At 42.1% G+C, this 17,552-nt stretch carries 17 protein-coding genes and 1 pseudogene; 7 read left to right on the top strand and 11 right to left on the bottom strand.

The window, feature by feature from the left end:
- Positions 1 to 93 precede the first annotated feature (93 nt).
- On the bottom strand, positions 94 to 573 hold the full coding sequence (locus J699_RS13235) for a hypothetical protein (protein ID WP_032866810.1): 480 nt from the start codon (positions 571 to 573) through the stop codon (positions 94 to 96).
- Between the two features lie 310 nt (positions 574 to 883).
- Between J699_RS13235 and J699_RS13240 the strand changes: the two genes are divergently transcribed.
- Positions 884 to 1,393: a hypothetical protein gene (locus J699_RS13240; RefSeq protein WP_032866808.1), complete on the top strand. Its 510-nt coding sequence runs from the start codon at positions 884 to 886 to the stop codon at positions 1,391 to 1,393.
- Positions 1,394 to 1,409: 16 nt separating this feature from the next.
- The gene (locus J699_RS13245; protein WP_032866806.1) at positions 1,410 to 1,991 is read left to right on the top strand and encodes a hypothetical protein; all 582 of its coding nucleotides are present in this window, start codon (positions 1,410 to 1,412) and stop codon (positions 1,989 to 1,991) included.
- Positions 1,992 to 2,034: 43 nt separating this feature from the next.
- On the opposite strand, the gene J699_RS0218585 is transcribed toward J699_RS13245, so the two are convergent.
- The 4 genes and pseudogenes from J699_RS0218585 to J699_RS13260 form a co-directional block, all read right to left on the bottom strand.
- Positions 2,035 to 2,889 (bottom strand): Imm49 family immunity protein, encoded by an 855-nt coding sequence (locus J699_RS0218585; RefSeq protein ID WP_032866804.1) that lies wholly within the window; start codon positions 2,887 to 2,889, stop codon positions 2,035 to 2,037.
- Between the two features lie 28 nt (positions 2,890 to 2,917).
- Positions 2,918 to 3,097: pseudogene (locus J699_RS13250) on the bottom strand (hypothetical protein); the annotation flags it as partial.
- A 15-nt stretch (positions 3,098 to 3,112) separates the two neighbouring features.
- On the bottom strand, positions 3,113 to 3,502 hold the full coding sequence (locus tag J699_RS13255; RefSeq protein ID WP_032866802.1) for a hypothetical protein: 390 nt from the start codon (positions 3,500 to 3,502) through the stop codon (positions 3,113 to 3,115).
- A 28-nt stretch (positions 3,503 to 3,530) separates the two neighbouring features.
- On the bottom strand, positions 3,531 to 3,881 hold the full coding sequence (locus J699_RS13260) for a hypothetical protein (protein ID WP_032866800.1): 351 nt from the start codon (positions 3,879 to 3,881) through the stop codon (positions 3,531 to 3,533).
- A 284-nt stretch (positions 3,882 to 4,165) separates the two neighbouring features.
- Between J699_RS13260 and J699_RS13265 the strand changes: the two genes are divergently transcribed.
- From J699_RS13265 to xseB, 3 genes are all read left to right on the top strand, one after another.
- Complete coding sequence (locus J699_RS13265) at positions 4,166 to 5,524, top strand: amino acid permease (RefSeq protein WP_079281777.1); 1,359 nt, start codon at positions 4,166 to 4,168, stop codon at positions 5,522 to 5,524.
- 155 nt (positions 5,525 to 5,679) lie between these two features.
- The gene (gene xseA, locus J699_RS13270; protein WP_032866797.1) at positions 5,680 to 6,957 is read left to right on the top strand and encodes an exodeoxyribonuclease VII large subunit; all 1,278 of its coding nucleotides are present in this window, start codon (positions 5,680 to 5,682) and stop codon (positions 6,955 to 6,957) included.
- Complete coding sequence (gene xseB / locus J699_RS13275; RefSeq protein ID WP_005231258.1) at positions 6,932 to 7,135, top strand: exodeoxyribonuclease VII small subunit; 204 nt, start codon at positions 6,932 to 6,934, stop codon at positions 7,133 to 7,135. Before xseA ends, xseB begins: the two co-directional genes overlap by 26 nt.
- Positions 7,136 to 7,216: 81 nt before the next feature.
- On the opposite strand, the gene J699_RS13280 is transcribed toward xseB, so the two are convergent.
- Complete coding sequence (locus J699_RS13280; RefSeq protein WP_005231259.1) at positions 7,217 to 7,906, bottom strand: LrgB family protein; 690 nt, start codon at positions 7,904 to 7,906, stop codon at positions 7,217 to 7,219.
- 11 nt (positions 7,907 to 7,917) lie between these two features.
- Entirely contained in the window at positions 7,918 to 8,349 is a 432-nt protein-coding gene (locus J699_RS13285) for a CidA/LrgA family protein (RefSeq protein WP_005231260.1), read from the bottom strand.
- A 111-nt stretch (positions 8,350 to 8,460) separates the two neighbouring features.
- Here J699_RS13285 and J699_RS13290 point away from each other — a divergent pair, with 111 nt between their 5' ends.
- Together J699_RS13290 and yghU are read left to right on the top strand one after the other, a co-directional pair.
- Positions 8,461 to 9,375 (top strand): LysR family transcriptional regulator, encoded by a 915-nt coding sequence (locus J699_RS13290; RefSeq protein WP_032882758.1) that lies wholly within the window; start codon positions 8,461 to 8,463, stop codon positions 9,373 to 9,375.
- Between the two features lie 116 nt (positions 9,376 to 9,491).
- Positions 9,492 to 10,343, top strand: a complete 852-nt coding sequence (gene yghU, locus J699_RS13295; RefSeq protein ID WP_032866791.1) for a glutathione-dependent disulfide-bond oxidoreductase — start codon at positions 9,492 to 9,494, stop codon at positions 10,341 to 10,343.
- Between the two features lie 102 nt (positions 10,344 to 10,445).
- Here the strand turns inward: yghU and J699_RS13300 are convergent, their stop codons facing one another.
- From J699_RS13300 to ptsP, 4 genes are all read right to left on the bottom strand, one after another.
- Positions 10,446 to 11,594, bottom strand: a complete 1,149-nt coding sequence (locus J699_RS13300; RefSeq protein ID WP_032866789.1) for a DUF1624 domain-containing protein — start codon at positions 11,592 to 11,594, stop codon at positions 10,446 to 10,448.
- A gap of 224 nt (positions 11,595 to 11,818) precedes the next feature.
- Positions 11,819 to 13,531 carry a fructose-specific PTS transporter subunit EIIC gene (locus J699_RS13305; protein ID WP_032866787.1) on the bottom strand — a complete coding sequence of 571 codons (1,713 nt, stop codon included), beginning with the start codon at positions 13,529 to 13,531 and terminating at the stop codon, positions 11,819 to 11,821.
- Positions 13,518 to 14,468: a 1-phosphofructokinase gene (gene pfkB / locus J699_RS13310; protein ID WP_032866785.1), complete on the bottom strand. Its 951-nt coding sequence runs from the start codon at positions 14,466 to 14,468 to the stop codon at positions 13,518 to 13,520. The genes J699_RS13305 and pfkB overlap by 14 nt, the downstream gene beginning before the upstream one ends.
- Entirely contained in the window at positions 14,461 to 17,322 is a 2,862-nt protein-coding gene (gene ptsP, locus J699_RS13315; protein ID WP_032866782.1) for a phosphoenolpyruvate--protein phosphotransferase, read from the bottom strand. The genes pfkB and ptsP overlap by 8 nt, the downstream gene beginning before the upstream one ends.
- Between the last annotated feature and the right edge of the window lie 230 nt (positions 17,323 to 17,552).

Genomic DNA, 17,552 nt, shown 5'->3' with positions numbered 1-17,552 from the left:
ATGATGAATTTTTAGCTATGTAAAAAATAAAAAAGTGATGATATTTCAGATTAAATACCGCCATTTTCTCTCAAATCAGATTAATGAATCAAATCATAAAAAATGCAGATTCAACCTTTTTGCCTCAGCCTCATCGCCATACCACCATATTGCTTTGTCTTTAACTTTAGCGGACATTTCTTCATCAATACCATAATATTTCTCAGGAACTTTTGGATACGGACTACCATCTTCAAATCTAGTTAAAGTAACGTTATTAACAAAAAGGTCATAAGCCTGCTGATGGCAATGCGGACAAACAGGTAAGGATTTTAAAAAGCGTTTCAGTTTATTTCTTATATATTCACGATAAACTGGACCGCTATCAGAAATTTTTGAATCATCTTCATTCAAAATAGGATCACTACGCCCTGTTATCCATACAATCGTATGACAATTGCCACATTGTGCACCTAATGGTTCTGCCCTTGAATCACGCTGAGACTCATATTGCAGACCATGTTTTTGATAGTTTTTATAATAATAAGGTATTACCCCTATTTGGCTTGCTGCAACTCGATGTAATGCTCTCATGATCTAGTTCCTTATTTCTTTAGCATCGGCTTTTCTAATACTGGCTTAATTTGAGCTGGATCATAACGTCCACCAAATAAGACTACTGCACGGTTATTGCTTGCCTCAATATCCCCCATTTTTTAAAATGATAATTGAATCACACTTAGCACAGCTCAACCATTAATTAATATTATAGATATAAAAAATAGATTTAATAATTTTTATTAATGCATTAATTTTTTATCAAAAATTCCACATAAAATAGATTTTAACAATTTTTTTTATTATTATAATTTTTTAATTAATTTTTATTAAATATTCTAAACCTATGAGTATTAAAAATAAGTTATCAGCTTTATTTTCATCTCTACTCACTTTGGGTATAACCCAAGCTCAAATTCCTGCAGAACTTTTACACCATCCTCCTACTGATCTACCTAATAAAGAATTAGCATCAATTCAAGGTTTTCAAAAAACTAACACTGCTCTTCAATTTATTAAAGCCAGTATTTATATAACTTATATCAATAACAAAGCCACACTCAGTAAATCAAACGAGTGGGATAAAGTCTATGTCATAACTCCAACCACGACAGAAATTCGAATCATTTCAGACACACCAAACTATTTTACTCACGGCCATATCACTTTTGAGGCAAAAGCAGGACAACACTATCAAGTCAAAAACAATCAATCCGATATTAAGCTGAATAAAGAGCCTATTTTATTTTGGGTCGAAAATGTAGATACATGTGAAATGGTAACACCAAAACAAGTTTTAAACGGCTCCCCTTCTTCTACAAATATAAGCTTTATCCCATTGATAACAAGTAAATAATCTTAAGGAATAATTCGTGAAAAAACTTCTCTCATTCTTCAGTATAATCGGTATTGCTACTGGACTAGCAGGCTGTATCTCTACACAAGCACAAAAGCCTTTAGAACCTATTCAATACTTTACCCAACCGACAACGTCACAAAATGTAGCAACAATTGTTGGAAACCAAGAAAAAAGCCAATCTATAATGGCAGATAAAATTGCATACGTTTTCGCAATTGATCAACAAAAAATTAATCATGGTCGAGAACAATTACAATCCCCATTAGCTCTCACAGCTGGAGAGCATAATTTACAAATTTGGTGCCAACGGGGTGGGTATAAATATACCAATTTAGTTAAAGTCAATCTGGAAGCTGGTAGAAACTATCAAGTTGGCTTTGAAATGAATGTTAATCACCAAACCAATTGTTATTTTTGGATCTATGATTTAGAAAAAAAACAAGCTATTGGGGAACTTGTAGAAGGTATAGAAGTTGGAGAGTATGCTGATCCGAATAAACTTCGTCCCATCCTCCACAAACTGGAGCCACGACCAACAACCAGACAAAATTTATATGTCCCTATTCGCGTAATAAACAAAATGGGGCATAACTAAATTCCATATAAAGAGAATCTAGATAGACTCTCTTTTGCAATAATCAATTACCTTGTAGGGGTGACCAACTTGCATATTCCCCATCAAATTCGGTCCAAAGATCAAATTCTTTCATAAAGTCCCATGGTTCAGGATATTCATCCAATGGCTGTATAGGTAACCATTCTTTAGGTATCCATGGCGTATTTATATCCAGCTGATAACCATTTCTCCAAGCCAGCTTTGCATAAATTACCGCAAACGTGGAAATAAAATGCTCTGTAAAGGTAAATGCAAATTCATGATTACGGATCTTTGAAATTTTAGGGCTAGTTAGTTCTGTTAATACTTTTTCCATTTCTGTTTTATCTCCATTTGCCAGTGCAAGATAAAAACGATGGTCAATTAAATACTTACGATCTTTCTTTAGCTCTGTACTCAAAATTAATTCGCAACGCTCCCGTAAAAGTTCCCATTCTTGATTAAGGGCTAAAATCAATTGATATCCGTGGAAATCTGGTTTACGTGGATTATCACGATCTTTAATTGAGCTTTGTCGATCATAAGATACTCGGTGCTGACGATACCAAGAAATAATTTCTTCATTGTCTGATAATAAAGCATATAAATGCTCGTAGGCGGGGAACCAGTCAATAGGATCAAACTGAAACACCATACGTTTCAGTTTAGCTGCAATAAAACACCACTGTTTAAAGGCAATTAAGTCATCATCTCGAAACCAAGATACCATTGCGTTAGCTTCCGCATAGTTCCCTAACATTCTAGTACAAAATAGCACATCACCTTTATTATGAGTAATGTAGTCAATCAAACTCACTGTATTCTCATTAAATTCAGCATGTTGAATTACATGAGCTAATGCTTTTTGGAAGACTTCATTGTTTTTTAGATCAGACATAATTCTTTCCCAATTATTTTTTCGTCGTTGGATCAATACGCCCCGTTATCCATACTATCGTATGACAGTTACCACATTGTGCACCTATAGCTTCTGACTTTTCATACTCACTTGGCGGAGTAAACAGAATCCCTTTTTGTTCATATCCTTTTTGATACCAAACCCCAATGCCTAATTGACTCGCTGCAATCTGATGCAATTCTCTCATTGAATGACAACTTTACTACAAACCATACCGTGTATCTTTAACAACAAAAGGCTCAGCTATACCTACCCAAACCTCCTTTGCCATGCTTTGCCACTGTGACATATCTTTAATATAGTCTTTTGACGGCCAATCCACTGCTGTTAACTTACTAAGATGATTGCGAATAAGTTTAACCGCTAGATTAAAATCCTCTTGGTTTAAATCAATAAATGAATAAAACTTTAAATATTCACCTTCTTCCGATTTAATAACCTCATGTAATTGAGGATAGTTAGGTAAAAATACCGTATCTAATAAGTCGCCAAAGGCCTGCCAATATACGCTATTAACATAACCACCCGTATAAGAAAAATTTCCTTCTCGCTGGTTTTTATCATTTAAACCTACAAATAAGCTTGCACCCATTTTACTACCTCAAAATAATAATTTTAGCTTATTGAGCTTTTGGAAAAGTCTTGACATACGCTAAAAACACAATCTGATTTTCTGGTAACAGCACTCTAAAATCAACAGGTACAAAATCTGCTTTAACTAAGTGATCTTGAATAGTATTTCGGCCTGCACCAAATAAAACCACTGCGCGGTTATTGCTTGAATCTGTATTGCGACTACTGTTATAGATGATACCCATATAACCTTTAGCATACGCTTGATTGGCAATATTGTTTGTATAGGCATATATCGAAACCTTTTGAGCTTCATTCGCGTCATCAATTTTTTGAGTTAACCCCTTCTGATCAATGCCCATTTCTTTTAAATTCTTCGGATCGGTTAAATCCAACATATTTTTAACTTCGACTTGACCTACATATAATGATTTTCCATTGATAGCCTGTCTTACCTCAAAATATGAAGTGGTAATATTTTCCCTAAATATTAAAAAAATTATGAGAAAATTAGATTTTGACTGGTTGAATCTTTTCGAACTCGTTCCCTCCTAAAGGTTTTCAGTTAAATTGCCGTCACCTAAAGAAATGAGAGGAATTAGGCCTATATTCTTGTTTTCAAACTAGTCGATCCTGTCACGATCCATTACAATCACTTCTTTTTTGTTCAGCGCATCCTATTTTGAGTAACTCTTCCCCCCAATTAAAACGTGGACTAAAAAACCGTCATATCCACCTGATCGCTATGGGCGGTGCGGTGGGTACAGGTCTGTTTTTAGGTTCTGCTCAAGTGATCCAGTCTGCTGGCCCTTCGATTATTTTGGGCTATGCCATTGTTGGCCTGATCGCATTTCTGATCATGCGTCAAATGGGTGAAATGATTGTAGAAGAACCTGTCGCGGGCTCTTTTAGTTATTTTTCACAAAAATATTGGGGAAGATTTGCTGGTTTCTTATCGGGTTGGAATTATTGGGTCGTCTATATTCTGGTCGCAATGACTGAGCTGACAGCTATTGCCAAATATGTCCATTATTGGTGGCCACATATTCCAGCCTGGATCTCGACCTTATTTTTCTTCATTGTGGTGACCTGCTTAAATCTGGGCAATGTGAAGTTTTACGGTGAATCTGAATTCTGGTTAGCGATTATCAAAGTTGTTGCTGTCATTTCCATGATTGTGTTCGGTCTGTACCTGTTGCTGACCGCAGGAGCTGATTCGACGGCCAGTTTCACCAACTTATGGCAACACGGCGGATTTTTCCCGCATGGTTTCTCCGGTTTGTTCTATATGCTGGCCTTTTTAATGTTTGCGTTTGGTGGCATTGAACTGATCGGTATGACTGCAGCTGAAGCAGAAAATCCTGAAAAAAGTATTCCGCAAGCCATCAATCAGGTGATCTTCCGGATCTTGCTTTTCTATGTCGCTTCGCTTGCCATCATTATGTCACTCATTCCATGGAATCAACTGGATTTGGGTGGTCTGGATAAAAGTCCTTTCGTGATGATTTTCAGCCAGCTCGGGATTAATTGGGCAGCGCATTTACTTAATTTTATTATTTTAACCGCCGCACTTTCAGTCTATAACAGTGGCATGTATGCCAATAGCCGAATGTTGTATGGCTTGGCTGTCCAAGGCAATGCTCCCAAAGTGTTTGCAAAAGTCAGCCCACAAGGCGTACCAATGCCTGCGGTGATCTTTTCTTCTGTGCTGATTTTTGGCTGTGTATTATTGAATTATTTTGTGCCGGAACAAGCCTTAAGCCACTTAATGTATATGGCGGTTGCGGCGCTGGTCCTAAACTGGGCCATTATTAGCTTTACCCATTTAAAATTTAAACGTGCCATTCAGGAGCAAGGCAAAACCGTCAAATTCCCGGCCCTATTCTCACCCCTGAGTAATTATCTGGTTTTGGCATTTATCGTGATGATTTTATATATCATGTGGACGCAAGGCTTTAAGGAATCGGTGATTTTAATTCCGGTCTGGATCATGTTTATGTTTGGATTATTTAAATTCTTGAAATGGAATAAATCCCTCTAATATCTACCTCACAATACGCATCTACAGTAATCTTTAAAAATAGACTGTAGATGCGTTATGACTTATCAAAAATAAATAGAAACAAGATAGGTCTGATTTGTTATCAGGTTAATCCATTTGCTACTATAGCCCTATCCTATTCATTGTCCGACCTAATGTCTGAACCACAACTTTCTCTTAGCGACTATCTAGCAACCGTCCAGGAAATCATTCGCCTGACCTTTGACGAGCCAGTCTGGGTGAAAGCCGAGATTCGCAATCTCAGTATCAAAGGTGGACATTATTACCTTGAACTGGCTGAAAAAGAACAGGACACCGACAAAGTCATTGCCAGCTGTAAAGCCACGATCTGGAAATTTACTGCCGCAAAAATCGTGCTGAAGTTCGAGCGTGAAAGTGGTATTGAGCTATCCAGAGATTTGAATGTACTGATTAAAATCAAGGCTCGCTTCGATCCGCAATACGGCTTCTCTGTCAATATTGAAGATATCGACTCGAGTTTTACCCTCGGTGATATTGCCAAACGTTATCAGCAAATTTTGGCCAGACTCAGCAGTGAAGGTTTACTTGCTCTGAATAAAGCGCTTCCTACACCGTTTGATATTGAGCATGTATTGGTGATTGCACCTGAAAATGCAGCCGGCTTAGGTGACTTCAAGAAAGATGCCGACGCATTACAGCAAGCAGGTGTCTGCACTTTTGTCTATCACACCGCGACTTTTCAGGGGAATACAGCTGCGAATAGTATTATGGAGTCCTTAGGCACAGGACTCCGTCAATGGGCAGCAGATTACACCATCCCGCCCGACCTGATCGTGATCATTCGAGGTGGCGGTGCAGTCAACGATCTGGCCTATTTAAATGACTATGATTTGGCCGCCCTGCTATGTAAACGCAAAGTACCGATTTGGGTCGGGATTGGACATGAAAAAGATCGAACCATTTTAGATGAAATTGCGCATCGTTCCTTCGATACGCCAAGTAAGGTGATTGCCGGGATCCGCAATCTGATCTCGGAACGTTCTGTAGAGGTGATGGAATATTTTCAATCCATCAAATTGCTTTCCCAACATCAGATTACGGCTTATCAAAGCCAGAATGAGCAGTTGATTCATCGTATCAGGTCGCAGGCTGAGAATCAGATCAGTACCTGCCATTTGCAGCTTCAGGTTGCCAGATCAACGCTACAATATTTTGCCAAGCAGCAACTCAAAACGGCCTCGACTCAAATCGAAACCTTGATGCGGGAAACTTTATTGCAAAATCCCAGAAACGTACTGGCCAAGGGTTATGGCATTGTCCGTAGTGAAAACAAGGCGATTCGCTCTATCCATCAAGCGAGTTCATCCCTATCTATTGAAATGCAGGATGGCTATATCCATGCCCAGCTTACCGAGGTGATTGATCATGACGAAGAAAGAACTAAGCTTTAAAGACGGTTATGCATTATTAAAAAACAATGCCGAACTACTAGAAGCACAGGAACAACCGGATATTGATAATTTGATGAAAATTGTCGAAGAATCAATGACGGCTTATAAAGCCTGTAAATCCAGAGTCGATGCAGTGCAACAGGCCTTGAATGAAACCTTTAAGGACAGTGAGTCATAGAGAACCCCAAAGCCACTTGCTGTGATTAACAATCAGCTTTGACTCACGCCCTATTTTCTTATGTAACATTCAATTCAAGACTTAAATTAATAACCATAGGTGAATGGCAAACGGCCCGACCAATACCATCAGGATACCAGCAATCACCATGGTTAAACTGGCAATCACCCCTTCCTCATTATTACGTTGTTGGGCTCTCGCGGTACCAAAGCCGTGAGCGGCATTACCGAATGCAGCACCATTGGCCACAGCAGAGCGAATTTTGGTGAATGCTAGAATGGCATCGCCACAAATCATCCCGACCAAGCCGGTAATCACGGTAAATAGCGACACCAGTGCAGCCGAACCATGAATATCTTCAGCGAGAATCATCGCAAAAGGTGTTGAAATTGAACGGGCCATCAAACTGTTGGTGACTTCGGGACTGAAATGAAACAGTTGTGCCATCTCATAAGCCGACATTACCCCCACACTCATGCCGACAATGATCGCGATGGATAACACCCCCAGATTTTTACGGATGGTATCGCGATAACGGTAAATAGGCACAGCAAAGGCGACTGTTGCTGGTCCAAGCAAATTGACGATCCATTGGGTATCTTGGGCATAGGTCTGATAGGAAATGCCAAAAATCGCCATCAATACAATCGTGAGCACCGGCACACTAATCGCGGGAGAAAACCACAATTTAGGATGTTTCTGATAGAGACGTTTTGCAACCACATAGGCGACCAAGGTCCAGATCAGACAGAGGATTGACCAGATATTCATGTGAAATGCCTTTAGATATGCTTATGCTGGAAAGGTTTACGTGTTTGCAGATAGCTTTTGAGACGGTTGTAGTAATGAATGGTGAGACAGGTACTCAACATCACCAGAATTGTGCCTAAGGCAATACTCAGGACAATCTGCCAGCCTTCGGTCATAAATAAGGTTTTGTATTGGACTACGGCGACAACCACAGGCACAAAAAACAGCAATAACTCGCCTAAAACCACCGTAGCCCCCATGGCCACCTGCTCGATTTTAATCAGTTTTAGAAACAGACAGATCAGCAATAACAACATGCCCAGAATGCCTGCGGAGATCGGGACACCGAGTTGTTGATGCAGAATATAGCCTGCGCCCCAAAAAGCCGCCAGAATTAAAATCTGTTTGAGCAATGTGAACAAGTTATTGGGAGAAAACGTTGCAGAAGTGGATTCAGTACTCATGACAAGCAAATAAATTGGTGAACTACCTCATTATGCTAGCCCAGTGCTATTCGGATAATATGAATTATTCATGTTAATATTATGCCTAAATGGAATAATCTTATATTCATTATGCTTTCCTTCAAATCACTGCAATGCTTTATCACGCTGGTCAAAACCAAAAGTTTTACCCGTACCGCTGAACAGCTCTATCTGACCCAACCGACCATCAGTAAAATCTTGCAGCAGTTGGAAGAACAACTACAGGTACAGCTCTTGGTCAAACCTGAACATGGTAGAAAAAGACAGGTTGAACTGACGGAAATTGGCCAGCGCATCTATCAGCATGCACTCGAACTTCTTCAAGCAGAACAAAATATTTTTCTAGAAATCGAAAATTATCAGCAACTAAAAACAGGTACCTTAAAGTTAGGAGTTCCGCCTTTAGGCTCGCAACTGCTGACTACCGCCCTGTTTGATTATCATCAACAATGGCCAGAGATCGAGCTTGCCTTTCTTGAGGTCGGTTCCAAAGGAATTGAACAGGCGTTATTAAATAATGAACTGGACGTAGGCGTGTTGCTGCACCCTTTTGACCAGCACATTTTTAATAGCATTGAATTATGTAACTATCCTTTGATGGTATTATTACGGCGTGATGCGACCTGGGCAACACGCAAGAAAATATACCTGGAAGAATTACAACATCAGTCCTTTTTGATGTTTCCTGAAAACTTCTCGTTGAATCGTATTATTCTGGATGCCTGTGAACAGCATGGTTTCTCCCCAAGCATTGCCTGCCGTACCAGTCAATGGAACCTGCTCGCAGATATGGTGCTGCAACGTATGGGCATTGCCCTGTTACCGCAATATTATACCGACATGCTCGATCCCGATTTGTTTGCCGCCATTCCGCTCGAAAAGCCAAATATTCAGTGGCATCTGGCTATGGCATGGAAAAAGAATCTGCCCGTCTCTCCTGCGGTGCAGGCCTGGCTGCATGTGATTGATCAACACTTTCAGATCATGCAATCAAAATCTGATTAATCAGGCTTCAGTCTTGTTTATTCAAAAACGGTTAAAGTTTTGCCACAAAAAACCCACTCAATCCTGCGCTGGCTCACCTACACTGAATTCATCAATTCAGCATATGGCCAATAAAAATGAAGGATTCAGATTACATTCCGCCGCAAGTCTGGCAATGGACTGGAGACAAAACCGATCTAAACCAGCCCACCTCAGGGAGTCGCTATGAACACAAGCTTCCGATTGGAAAACACCCATTACAGTTATATTCACTTGCCACGCCGAACGGACAAAAAGTCACGATTCTGCTGGAAGAATTACTCGCGCTTGGACATGTCGGGGCTGAATACGACGCATGGTTAATCAAAATTGGTGAAGGCCAGCAATTCGGTAGCGGCTTTGTTGAAATTAACCCGAACTCTAAGATTCCCGCCTTGGTGGATCATAGTCAAAACCCACCGCTTCGGGTATTTGAATCAGGTTCAATCCTGCTCTATCTGGCTGAAAAATTTAAAGCCTTTATTCCCACTGAACTTGCTGCACGTACGGAATGTTTAAACTGGTTATTCTGGCAAATGGGCAGCGCACCTTATATTGGTGGCGGTTTAGGACATTTTTATGCCTATGCGCCAGTAAAAATTGAATATGCGATTAACCGTTTTGCGATGGAAACCAAACGTTTACTGGATGTATTAGACCAACATTTAGCAAAGCACGAATACCTCGCAGGTCAGGAATATAGCATTGCCGATATTGCCGCTTTTCCGTGGTACGGTAGCGTTGTCAAAGGCTGGGTTTATAATGCGGATGAGTTTTTAAGCGTCGATCAGTATCCACATGTGCAACGTTGGGCCGATGCCATACTGGCACGCCCTGCGGTACAGCGTGGTCGTATGGTGAATCGCACTTTTGGCGATTTAGCCAGTCAACTGCATGAGCGGCATAATGCCAGTGACTTTGAGACCAAAACCCAAGATAAGTCGCAATGAGAGTAAAAAAACCTCTTGGCTTAGACAAGAGGTTTTTCTGAATCGTTAAATAGTCGATCTCATTCAAATTGAATATGAAAAAACAACTCTATTTTCAATAAACTAAAAATATTTAAGCAACGGAATATGCTTATTACGATGTTTAAAGAAAGAGAATTTCAGCATCGCTGGATATAAAACAATGCTTAAAATCACAGCAATCCCCCACACTGTCGCCATGTGATCCACGCCATAATAATCGCCATAATTATGTCCCCAAATACTTACAGCAATGACATATAAGGCTTTAAGCACAAATAAATGCACGATGTAGAAAAACATTGGTACAGAGCCAAAGATGATTAAAGGCTTGACCCAGTTTTTGGTTTCAATCTTCTGTAATAAGACCAGAATAATAAGTCCGATACCTACATTCCATAAAATGAAAAATAATGAAGGTGGATATTTGGTCAAGTTCAGGAAACTCATTAATGTTTCACTCCACGTTGGCATCATTTCCCAAGCTTGGTCACCATAAATGTTAAGCCCCCTTAACACGAAAAATAAAGCAATGCCCATCAAACCAAAAGTGAAGAGCATACGATTCTTTTGCTGAGTCGTCTTCGGTTTGCCAAAAACAACATGGCCAAGACCATAACCTAAAGTAATCACGCCAATCCAGGGCAACACGGGATACGATGTTCTGACCCGTAGCACCTCTCCAAAGTTGATCCAGCCCCGTTCATGTAAGACCAACCATATCGCATTCATCACAGAACCCTGTGCGAATGAAATATGGTCCATTAAATTATGCCCAAAAATGATCAGCAAACTGATGCCCCACAGCAGTTTTTGTGGCAAGCCAATGAGTAATGCCAAGGCAATCATACTAAAACCAATAGCCCAAATGACTTGTAAATAAATCACGTCGGGCGGGAATTTACCTGTCCACGCGAAATTGACAATTAGTAGTTCAAGTCCAATTAAAAATAAACCGCGCTTCAACAAAAATTCGCGCGTCATCGCAATACTATTGTTCTTGGCCTGATAGAGATAAGCAGATAAACCGGTCAGCACCACAAAAACGGGGGCACAAAGATGGGCTAAAACTCGGCTAAAAAACAGTGATCCTTCTGTTTCAGAAATCTCCATCGGATCTGGGACTTGATGATGCAGGTAAAAGGTTTCACGTACATGATCAACCATCATGATCAGAATCACTAACCCTCTTAGTGCATCAATTGCTTGTAAACGTTGAGATAAATCAGACATAAAATCATAAATAAATTAAAGTTATGTTATATCATAACAACAATTAATGATTGAATGAAATAACGGCTGGCAAATGAAAGATAAAATTCATTGAATTAACACAACAACTCGCTGTGATTTTCGATGCATTGATTAATGTAATCTAGAGGTAATGACACATAAAAAAGGTAGATCATTGTGCCCAACAATCTACCTTATATATTTTAATGGATAGGAAGCAAAACCTAGGCAGTCTGCACCTCAACCACTTCACGGCGTTTTAATAACGCATAAATCACACCAGTAATACCGCTGCCAATCGCAATGGCTGCCAGATAGAGCCAGGCATGACTAATCGCATTTGGAATCAGTAACACAAAAATCCCACCATGCGGTGTCACCAGTTCACAATGAAATAATGCCACCAAGGCACCTGTGACTGCTCCACCTGCAATACAGGCTGGAATGACCCGAATCGGATCTTTGGCTGCAAAGGGAATCGCCCCTTCGGAAATAAAGCACAGGCCCAGTACAAATGCAGCCTTACCCGCATCTCGCTCACTCTGGTTAAACTTTTGCTTTGCCAATAGGGTTGCAATCGCCATCCCAATCGCAGGCACCATTCCGCCAGCCATGGTCGCGGCCATTGGCATATAGGTATTGGTGGTCAATAAACCCACGGTAAAGGCATAGGCGGCTTTATTAATCGGCCCGCCTAAATCAATACACATCATCGAAGCCAGTACGATACCCATCAGTACGGCGTTGGTGGTGCCCATATTGTTGAGAAAATCCTTCATCATCTCAAAAATTTGCGCAACCGGATGCCCCACCACATAAAACATGATCAGACCGACCGATAATGTTCCCAATAAGGGCACAATTAAAATCGGCTTTAAGGCTTCAAGACTGGTAGGCAGCTTGATTTTTTTGGCCAGGAATAAGGCAATATAGCCAGCTAAAAAGCCTGCGACGATCCCACCTAAAAATCCTGCATTTAATTGCGTTGCGATGAGGCCACCGACCAGACCTGGTGCCAGACCCGGACGATCCGCAATCGAATAAGCAATATATCCGGCAAGCATCGGCACCATCAGGCTAAAAGCAGCCGCACCAATCTGCTTTAACACAGCAGCCAGACTTCCCGCCTGCTCTGCGGCATTCAGTCCAAAACACAGAGATAGCGCGATAAGCAAACCGCCCGCTACCACCATCGGCAACATAAAGGATACGCCAGTTAACAGGTGTTTATAGACACCTGTTTTTTCCTTATTGGCCTCCTGACTGGTTTTTTGGCTGTTTTGTTTAGAGGATTCTAAAAGCTTGGCTTCCGTGATTGCTTCCGCAAATGCCTTATCGGTTTGCTTCAATGCAAAGCCTGTACCGCAACGATATACGCGTTTGCCGACAAAGCGGTCGGTATTGACTTCAATATCGGTAGCAAGAATCACAATATCCGCAGCAGCAATGGCTTCATCGGTCAGGATATTTTTAGCACCAACCGAACCTTGTGTTTCGACCTGAATGCGATAGCCCAATTTAGCTGCACCCTGTTGTAATGCCTCTGCCGCCATAAAGGTATGTGCCACACCTGTTGGACAGGCCGTCACTGCAACAAAATTCTGTGCCTGAGGCTGAGCATTTGGCTGTGTTGCCAATTGCGCAACTGTCGTGGTCTTGCTTAAAGCATCCTGTAAAGACTGCTCGGCATTATCCATCGCTTGCTGCAATGAAATGGTGGCAACCGCATAATCATTAAAAGCCTCAAGTTTTGAGGGTGCTTGGCCAATAAAAACAACCGTATCAAAATCTTGTTCAGGAAGTTGATCCTGCACAGCAATGATCGCGCTGTCATAGCCTTGCTGCTGTGCAAGCTGAGACAGTTTTTTTGCCAGAATCAACGCATTGACATACTGTTGCGAATTGATCACAAATAAAACAGATTTAATTGTTTGCATCAGAGTTATCCAAAGTGTTGATTATGGTTTGTTGTTTTAGCGCTTCCAGTCGCTGAGCTTCAGGCACACGAAAGCCGACTTGCGTCACTGCATGACTGGCAATGGCGGTAGCCGTTTTGAGGGTTTGCTCAGCTGTCATGTTACTCACCAGACCATGCACCATGCCTGCCAGTAATGAATCACCTGCACCGACGGTACTTTTTACGGTGACTGGAGGTGGACTGGCATGCAAGGCCAGTGCCGGATTGATCCAGTTAACACCGGCTTCTCCCATCGAAATGACAATATGTGCAATCTGACAATTTAAGCGTTGGAACAAGGCAAGCTGTTGGGAAAAATTTTCAACCACCTCACCAAAACTTTCCTGTAATTCATCGGTATTGGGTTTGATCATCCACGGATTCATTTCAATCGCAGCCACCAAGGCCTGCCCGCTGCTATCAATCGCAACATGCTTGTGCTGTTTGTGCAAGATCGAGATCAGGTACTTAAAATCATCTATGCTAAAACCCTGAGCCAGACTGCCAGCAATCACGACATAATCGACGTGTTGCGAGCAGGCCTGAATACGCGCAAACAAGGCCTGTTTATCCTGCTCAGACACCCGAAAGCCCTTGGCATTAATATCGGTCATTCGTCCAGACTGTTCTGCAATCTTAATATTCTGGCGGGTTTCACCCTCAACATAAACAAATTGATTATCAAACTGCATCGCCTGAAAATGCTGCTCAAACAAGGCCCGATTTTGTTTCCCCAAAAAGCCTGACACAATCAGCTTATGTCCAAGATCATGCAACACCTGTGCAACATTGAGGCCCTTACCTGCAGCATGGGATTGTACCTGTTGCTGGCGGTTGACCTCACCCACTCGCAACTCATCCAGTTCAAGGGTGACATCAATCGCAGGGTTTAAAGTAATGGTTAATATTTTAGCCATGCGTCAACTCCACCAAATCACGGACTGCTGTGGCACTTTCACACTGTAAAGCGCGTTGAGCAAGCTGCTGGCAATCTACATAATTCAAAGTCCGAATTTGTGCTTTGACCAAAGGAATGCTGGATGAAGACATACTCAGTTCATCCACCCCCAAGCCTAATAAAACCGGGACAGCCTTCGGATCGGCTGCCAGTTCACCACACACCCCGACCCACTTTTGATGGGCATGTGCTGCCCGGACTGCCTGATCAATCAATAATAAAATACTTGGATGTAATCCATCCGCCTCGGCAGACAATACCGGATGTCCACGGTCAATCGCCAAGGTATATTGGGTTAAATCATTGGTACCGATACTAAAGAAATCCACTTCTTTGGCCAGTAATGGCGCGAGCAAGGCAGCTGAAGGGACTTCAATCATGATTCCCACTTGCAGGTGTTCACATGGATATTCTGCCAGCACCTCATCCAGAATATGTCGAGCTGCACGCCATTCTTCAATTCGCCCCACCATCGGGAACATAATCCGTAAAGGACGTCCCTCTGCTGCTTTGACCAAGGCTATGAGCTGCTGTCGCAAGAGTTGCGGCTTTCTCAAGGTCAGGCGGATTCCGCGTAAACCGAGAAACGGATTTTCTTCGGTAGCAATCGGCAAATAAGGTAACGGCTTATCACCACCGACATCCAGAGTACGTACCACCAGTGGACGTCCTGCAAGGGTATCCAGCACATGACGATATTCTTTTTCCTGGGTAATTTCATTGGGCGCCTGACGATGTGCCATAAACACCAGCTCGGTCCGCAATAAACCAATCGCCTCCGCACCATGATCAACTGCCTTTGCGGTATCCAGAATCTTGCCAATATTGGCTGCAATCTCAACCTGATGCTGATCCACTGTCATGGCTGCTTCCTGACAATGGCGTTCCGCTTGCTGACGACGCTGTTTATGCTGCTCACGCTCACGAATCGCCTGCTCAATCTGCTCAGCTGCCGGATCAATATCAATTGCGCCCGTATCCCCGTTAATCAGCACGGTGGTTTGTGTCTCAATATTTAGAATCTGCTCACCAGCACCCACCACGGCAGGTATGCCTAATGCGCGTGCCACAATCGCACTATGTGCCGATGCACCACCCACCGCTGTTAAAATTCCTGCTACGCGGTCTTTGTCTAAACGCGCCACATCCCCAGGCCCAAGATCATGCATGACTAGAATATAAGCTTGCTCAGGTTCAAGTGGCATCACTTCATTACACAGCACACTTAAAACCTTGTCGCCAATATCGCGTAAATCCGCTGCGCGCTCTGCCAGCAGTGGATCATTCAGCGCTGCCTGGGTTTGTGCAGCCTGTTCAATATAGTCATGCCATGCTGCAGCTGCTGTTAAATTCTGATTTAAACCCTGATGCACCTGCTGAATCAGGTCGGGATCGTCCAGCATTTCCAGATGTGCCTGAAAGATTTGTTTAATCTCGTCAATCTCGGTTTTCAGGATGAGCTGGTGAATCGTATTTTTTACGCTATACAGTGCGATTTCCAGCTTTTCTTTTTCTGCTTTAAGGTTGCGCCCAAAACGTTCATATTGAAATTTTTTCGGTTTGATCACATGGGCTGGGCCAAAAGCAAGCCCTGAAGATGCAGCTGTTCCCTGAGCTGGTAAATCAGTATCAACAATTTCTTCCCACGCAGTTTCTGCTTGAACAATTGAAGCGGTTTCAGATTGGTCAAGTGGTTCAACCTCTTCACCCAAACCATTTTTAACCGCCTGAACAATTGCCGTGAGACCTTCTACAGCATCGGTATTGGGTTCAGCAATAAAGGTCAGGGTCTGCCCATATTGACAACCCAAAGCCAGTAATTTGGTCAGACTTTTCGCAGAAACATAGGGGCCGCCATCCACCGCAACTTGAATGTCGCCTTTAAATGTTTTACTGATATTGACCAGTTGCGTAGCAGGACGGGCATGTAAGCCATGCTTATTGGCAAGTACCACCGGCTGATAAGGCCAGTCCGGAATAATTTCTGCACCAATCAGTTTGGCGATTTCATGGCGACTTTGCTCGGACTGAAGTTGCTGTTGAATATTTGACTGAAATAGAAGATCAATTAAATGATTTAGCTGTACGGTATCAAGTTGCTCATGCTGGGCAATGCAGATTAAGGTTTTGATTTGTCCTTGCGCGAAATTCAGAACCTGCTCTGCTTGAACAATACTGACGGCGGCTTCTGCAACGTAATTTTTCCCTGAAATGGTCCAGATGGCATCCTGAATCTGAATCAGGTTTTTAGGATCTAACTGGCTCAGGAAACCCGCTTCCACCAGTTTTTGCTGTTTCAATAATTTTGCTGCGGCCCAGAAAAAATCATCAATATCTTCAACATGGGTCTGGGTCTGGATTAAATTTTCATGGATAACCAACGTATCCGGGCGTACCTGCAAAATATCGATAATTTGCTCAGCCGTGGTTGCCGTTTGTACCTGAACACTGACATCGTGATTTAAAGCGCGGGTCAGGATTTGCAGAACCTGTAAATGCTCATCTGATTTGGCAGCAATGACCACAGCCAGATAAATTTTATGCTCCCCGTCCCACACCACGCCTTCCGGGAAATGCGCAAGCCGGATCCCGGTCTGTTTGATAAATTCACGTGACTGAGGTGTACCATGTGGAATAGCGATGCCCTGTCCCAGATAAGTGGCACCCTGTGCTTCACGATCCTGTAAACCCGTCAAATACTCTGCTGTCGTTAACTGATCTTCAACCAGAATATTAACCAAACATTGCAGTGCTGTTGCCTTATCCTTGGCACGTAGATTCATATGTACATGCTTTGGCTCAAGTACAAACATAAAGTGTCCTTCAAAAAAGTTGAAACCGTTATTGTTCGTTAAGTATGAATGAAGGAAATATAAAAAAAGTTCATCCAATTTGACTCCATTCTACAATAAGGTGTCGAGTTCTCGTTTTAACAGTCACAAATCTTATGAAAAATAAAATCACTCACAGAATATTTTTTAGACCAGTCTTGATCTGGCGTCCAGTTTGTGACAAAGAGTCGAGCTTTTGAATCATACAGTTT

It is taken from the genome of Acinetobacter sp. 1000160, from assembly GCF_000588715.1.
Lineage (GTDB): Bacteria > Pseudomonadota > Gammaproteobacteria > Pseudomonadales > Moraxellaceae > Acinetobacter > Acinetobacter courvalinii.
Note: the sequence above shows the minus strand (reverse complement) of the source record. Positions and strands in the feature narration are given on the sequence as shown.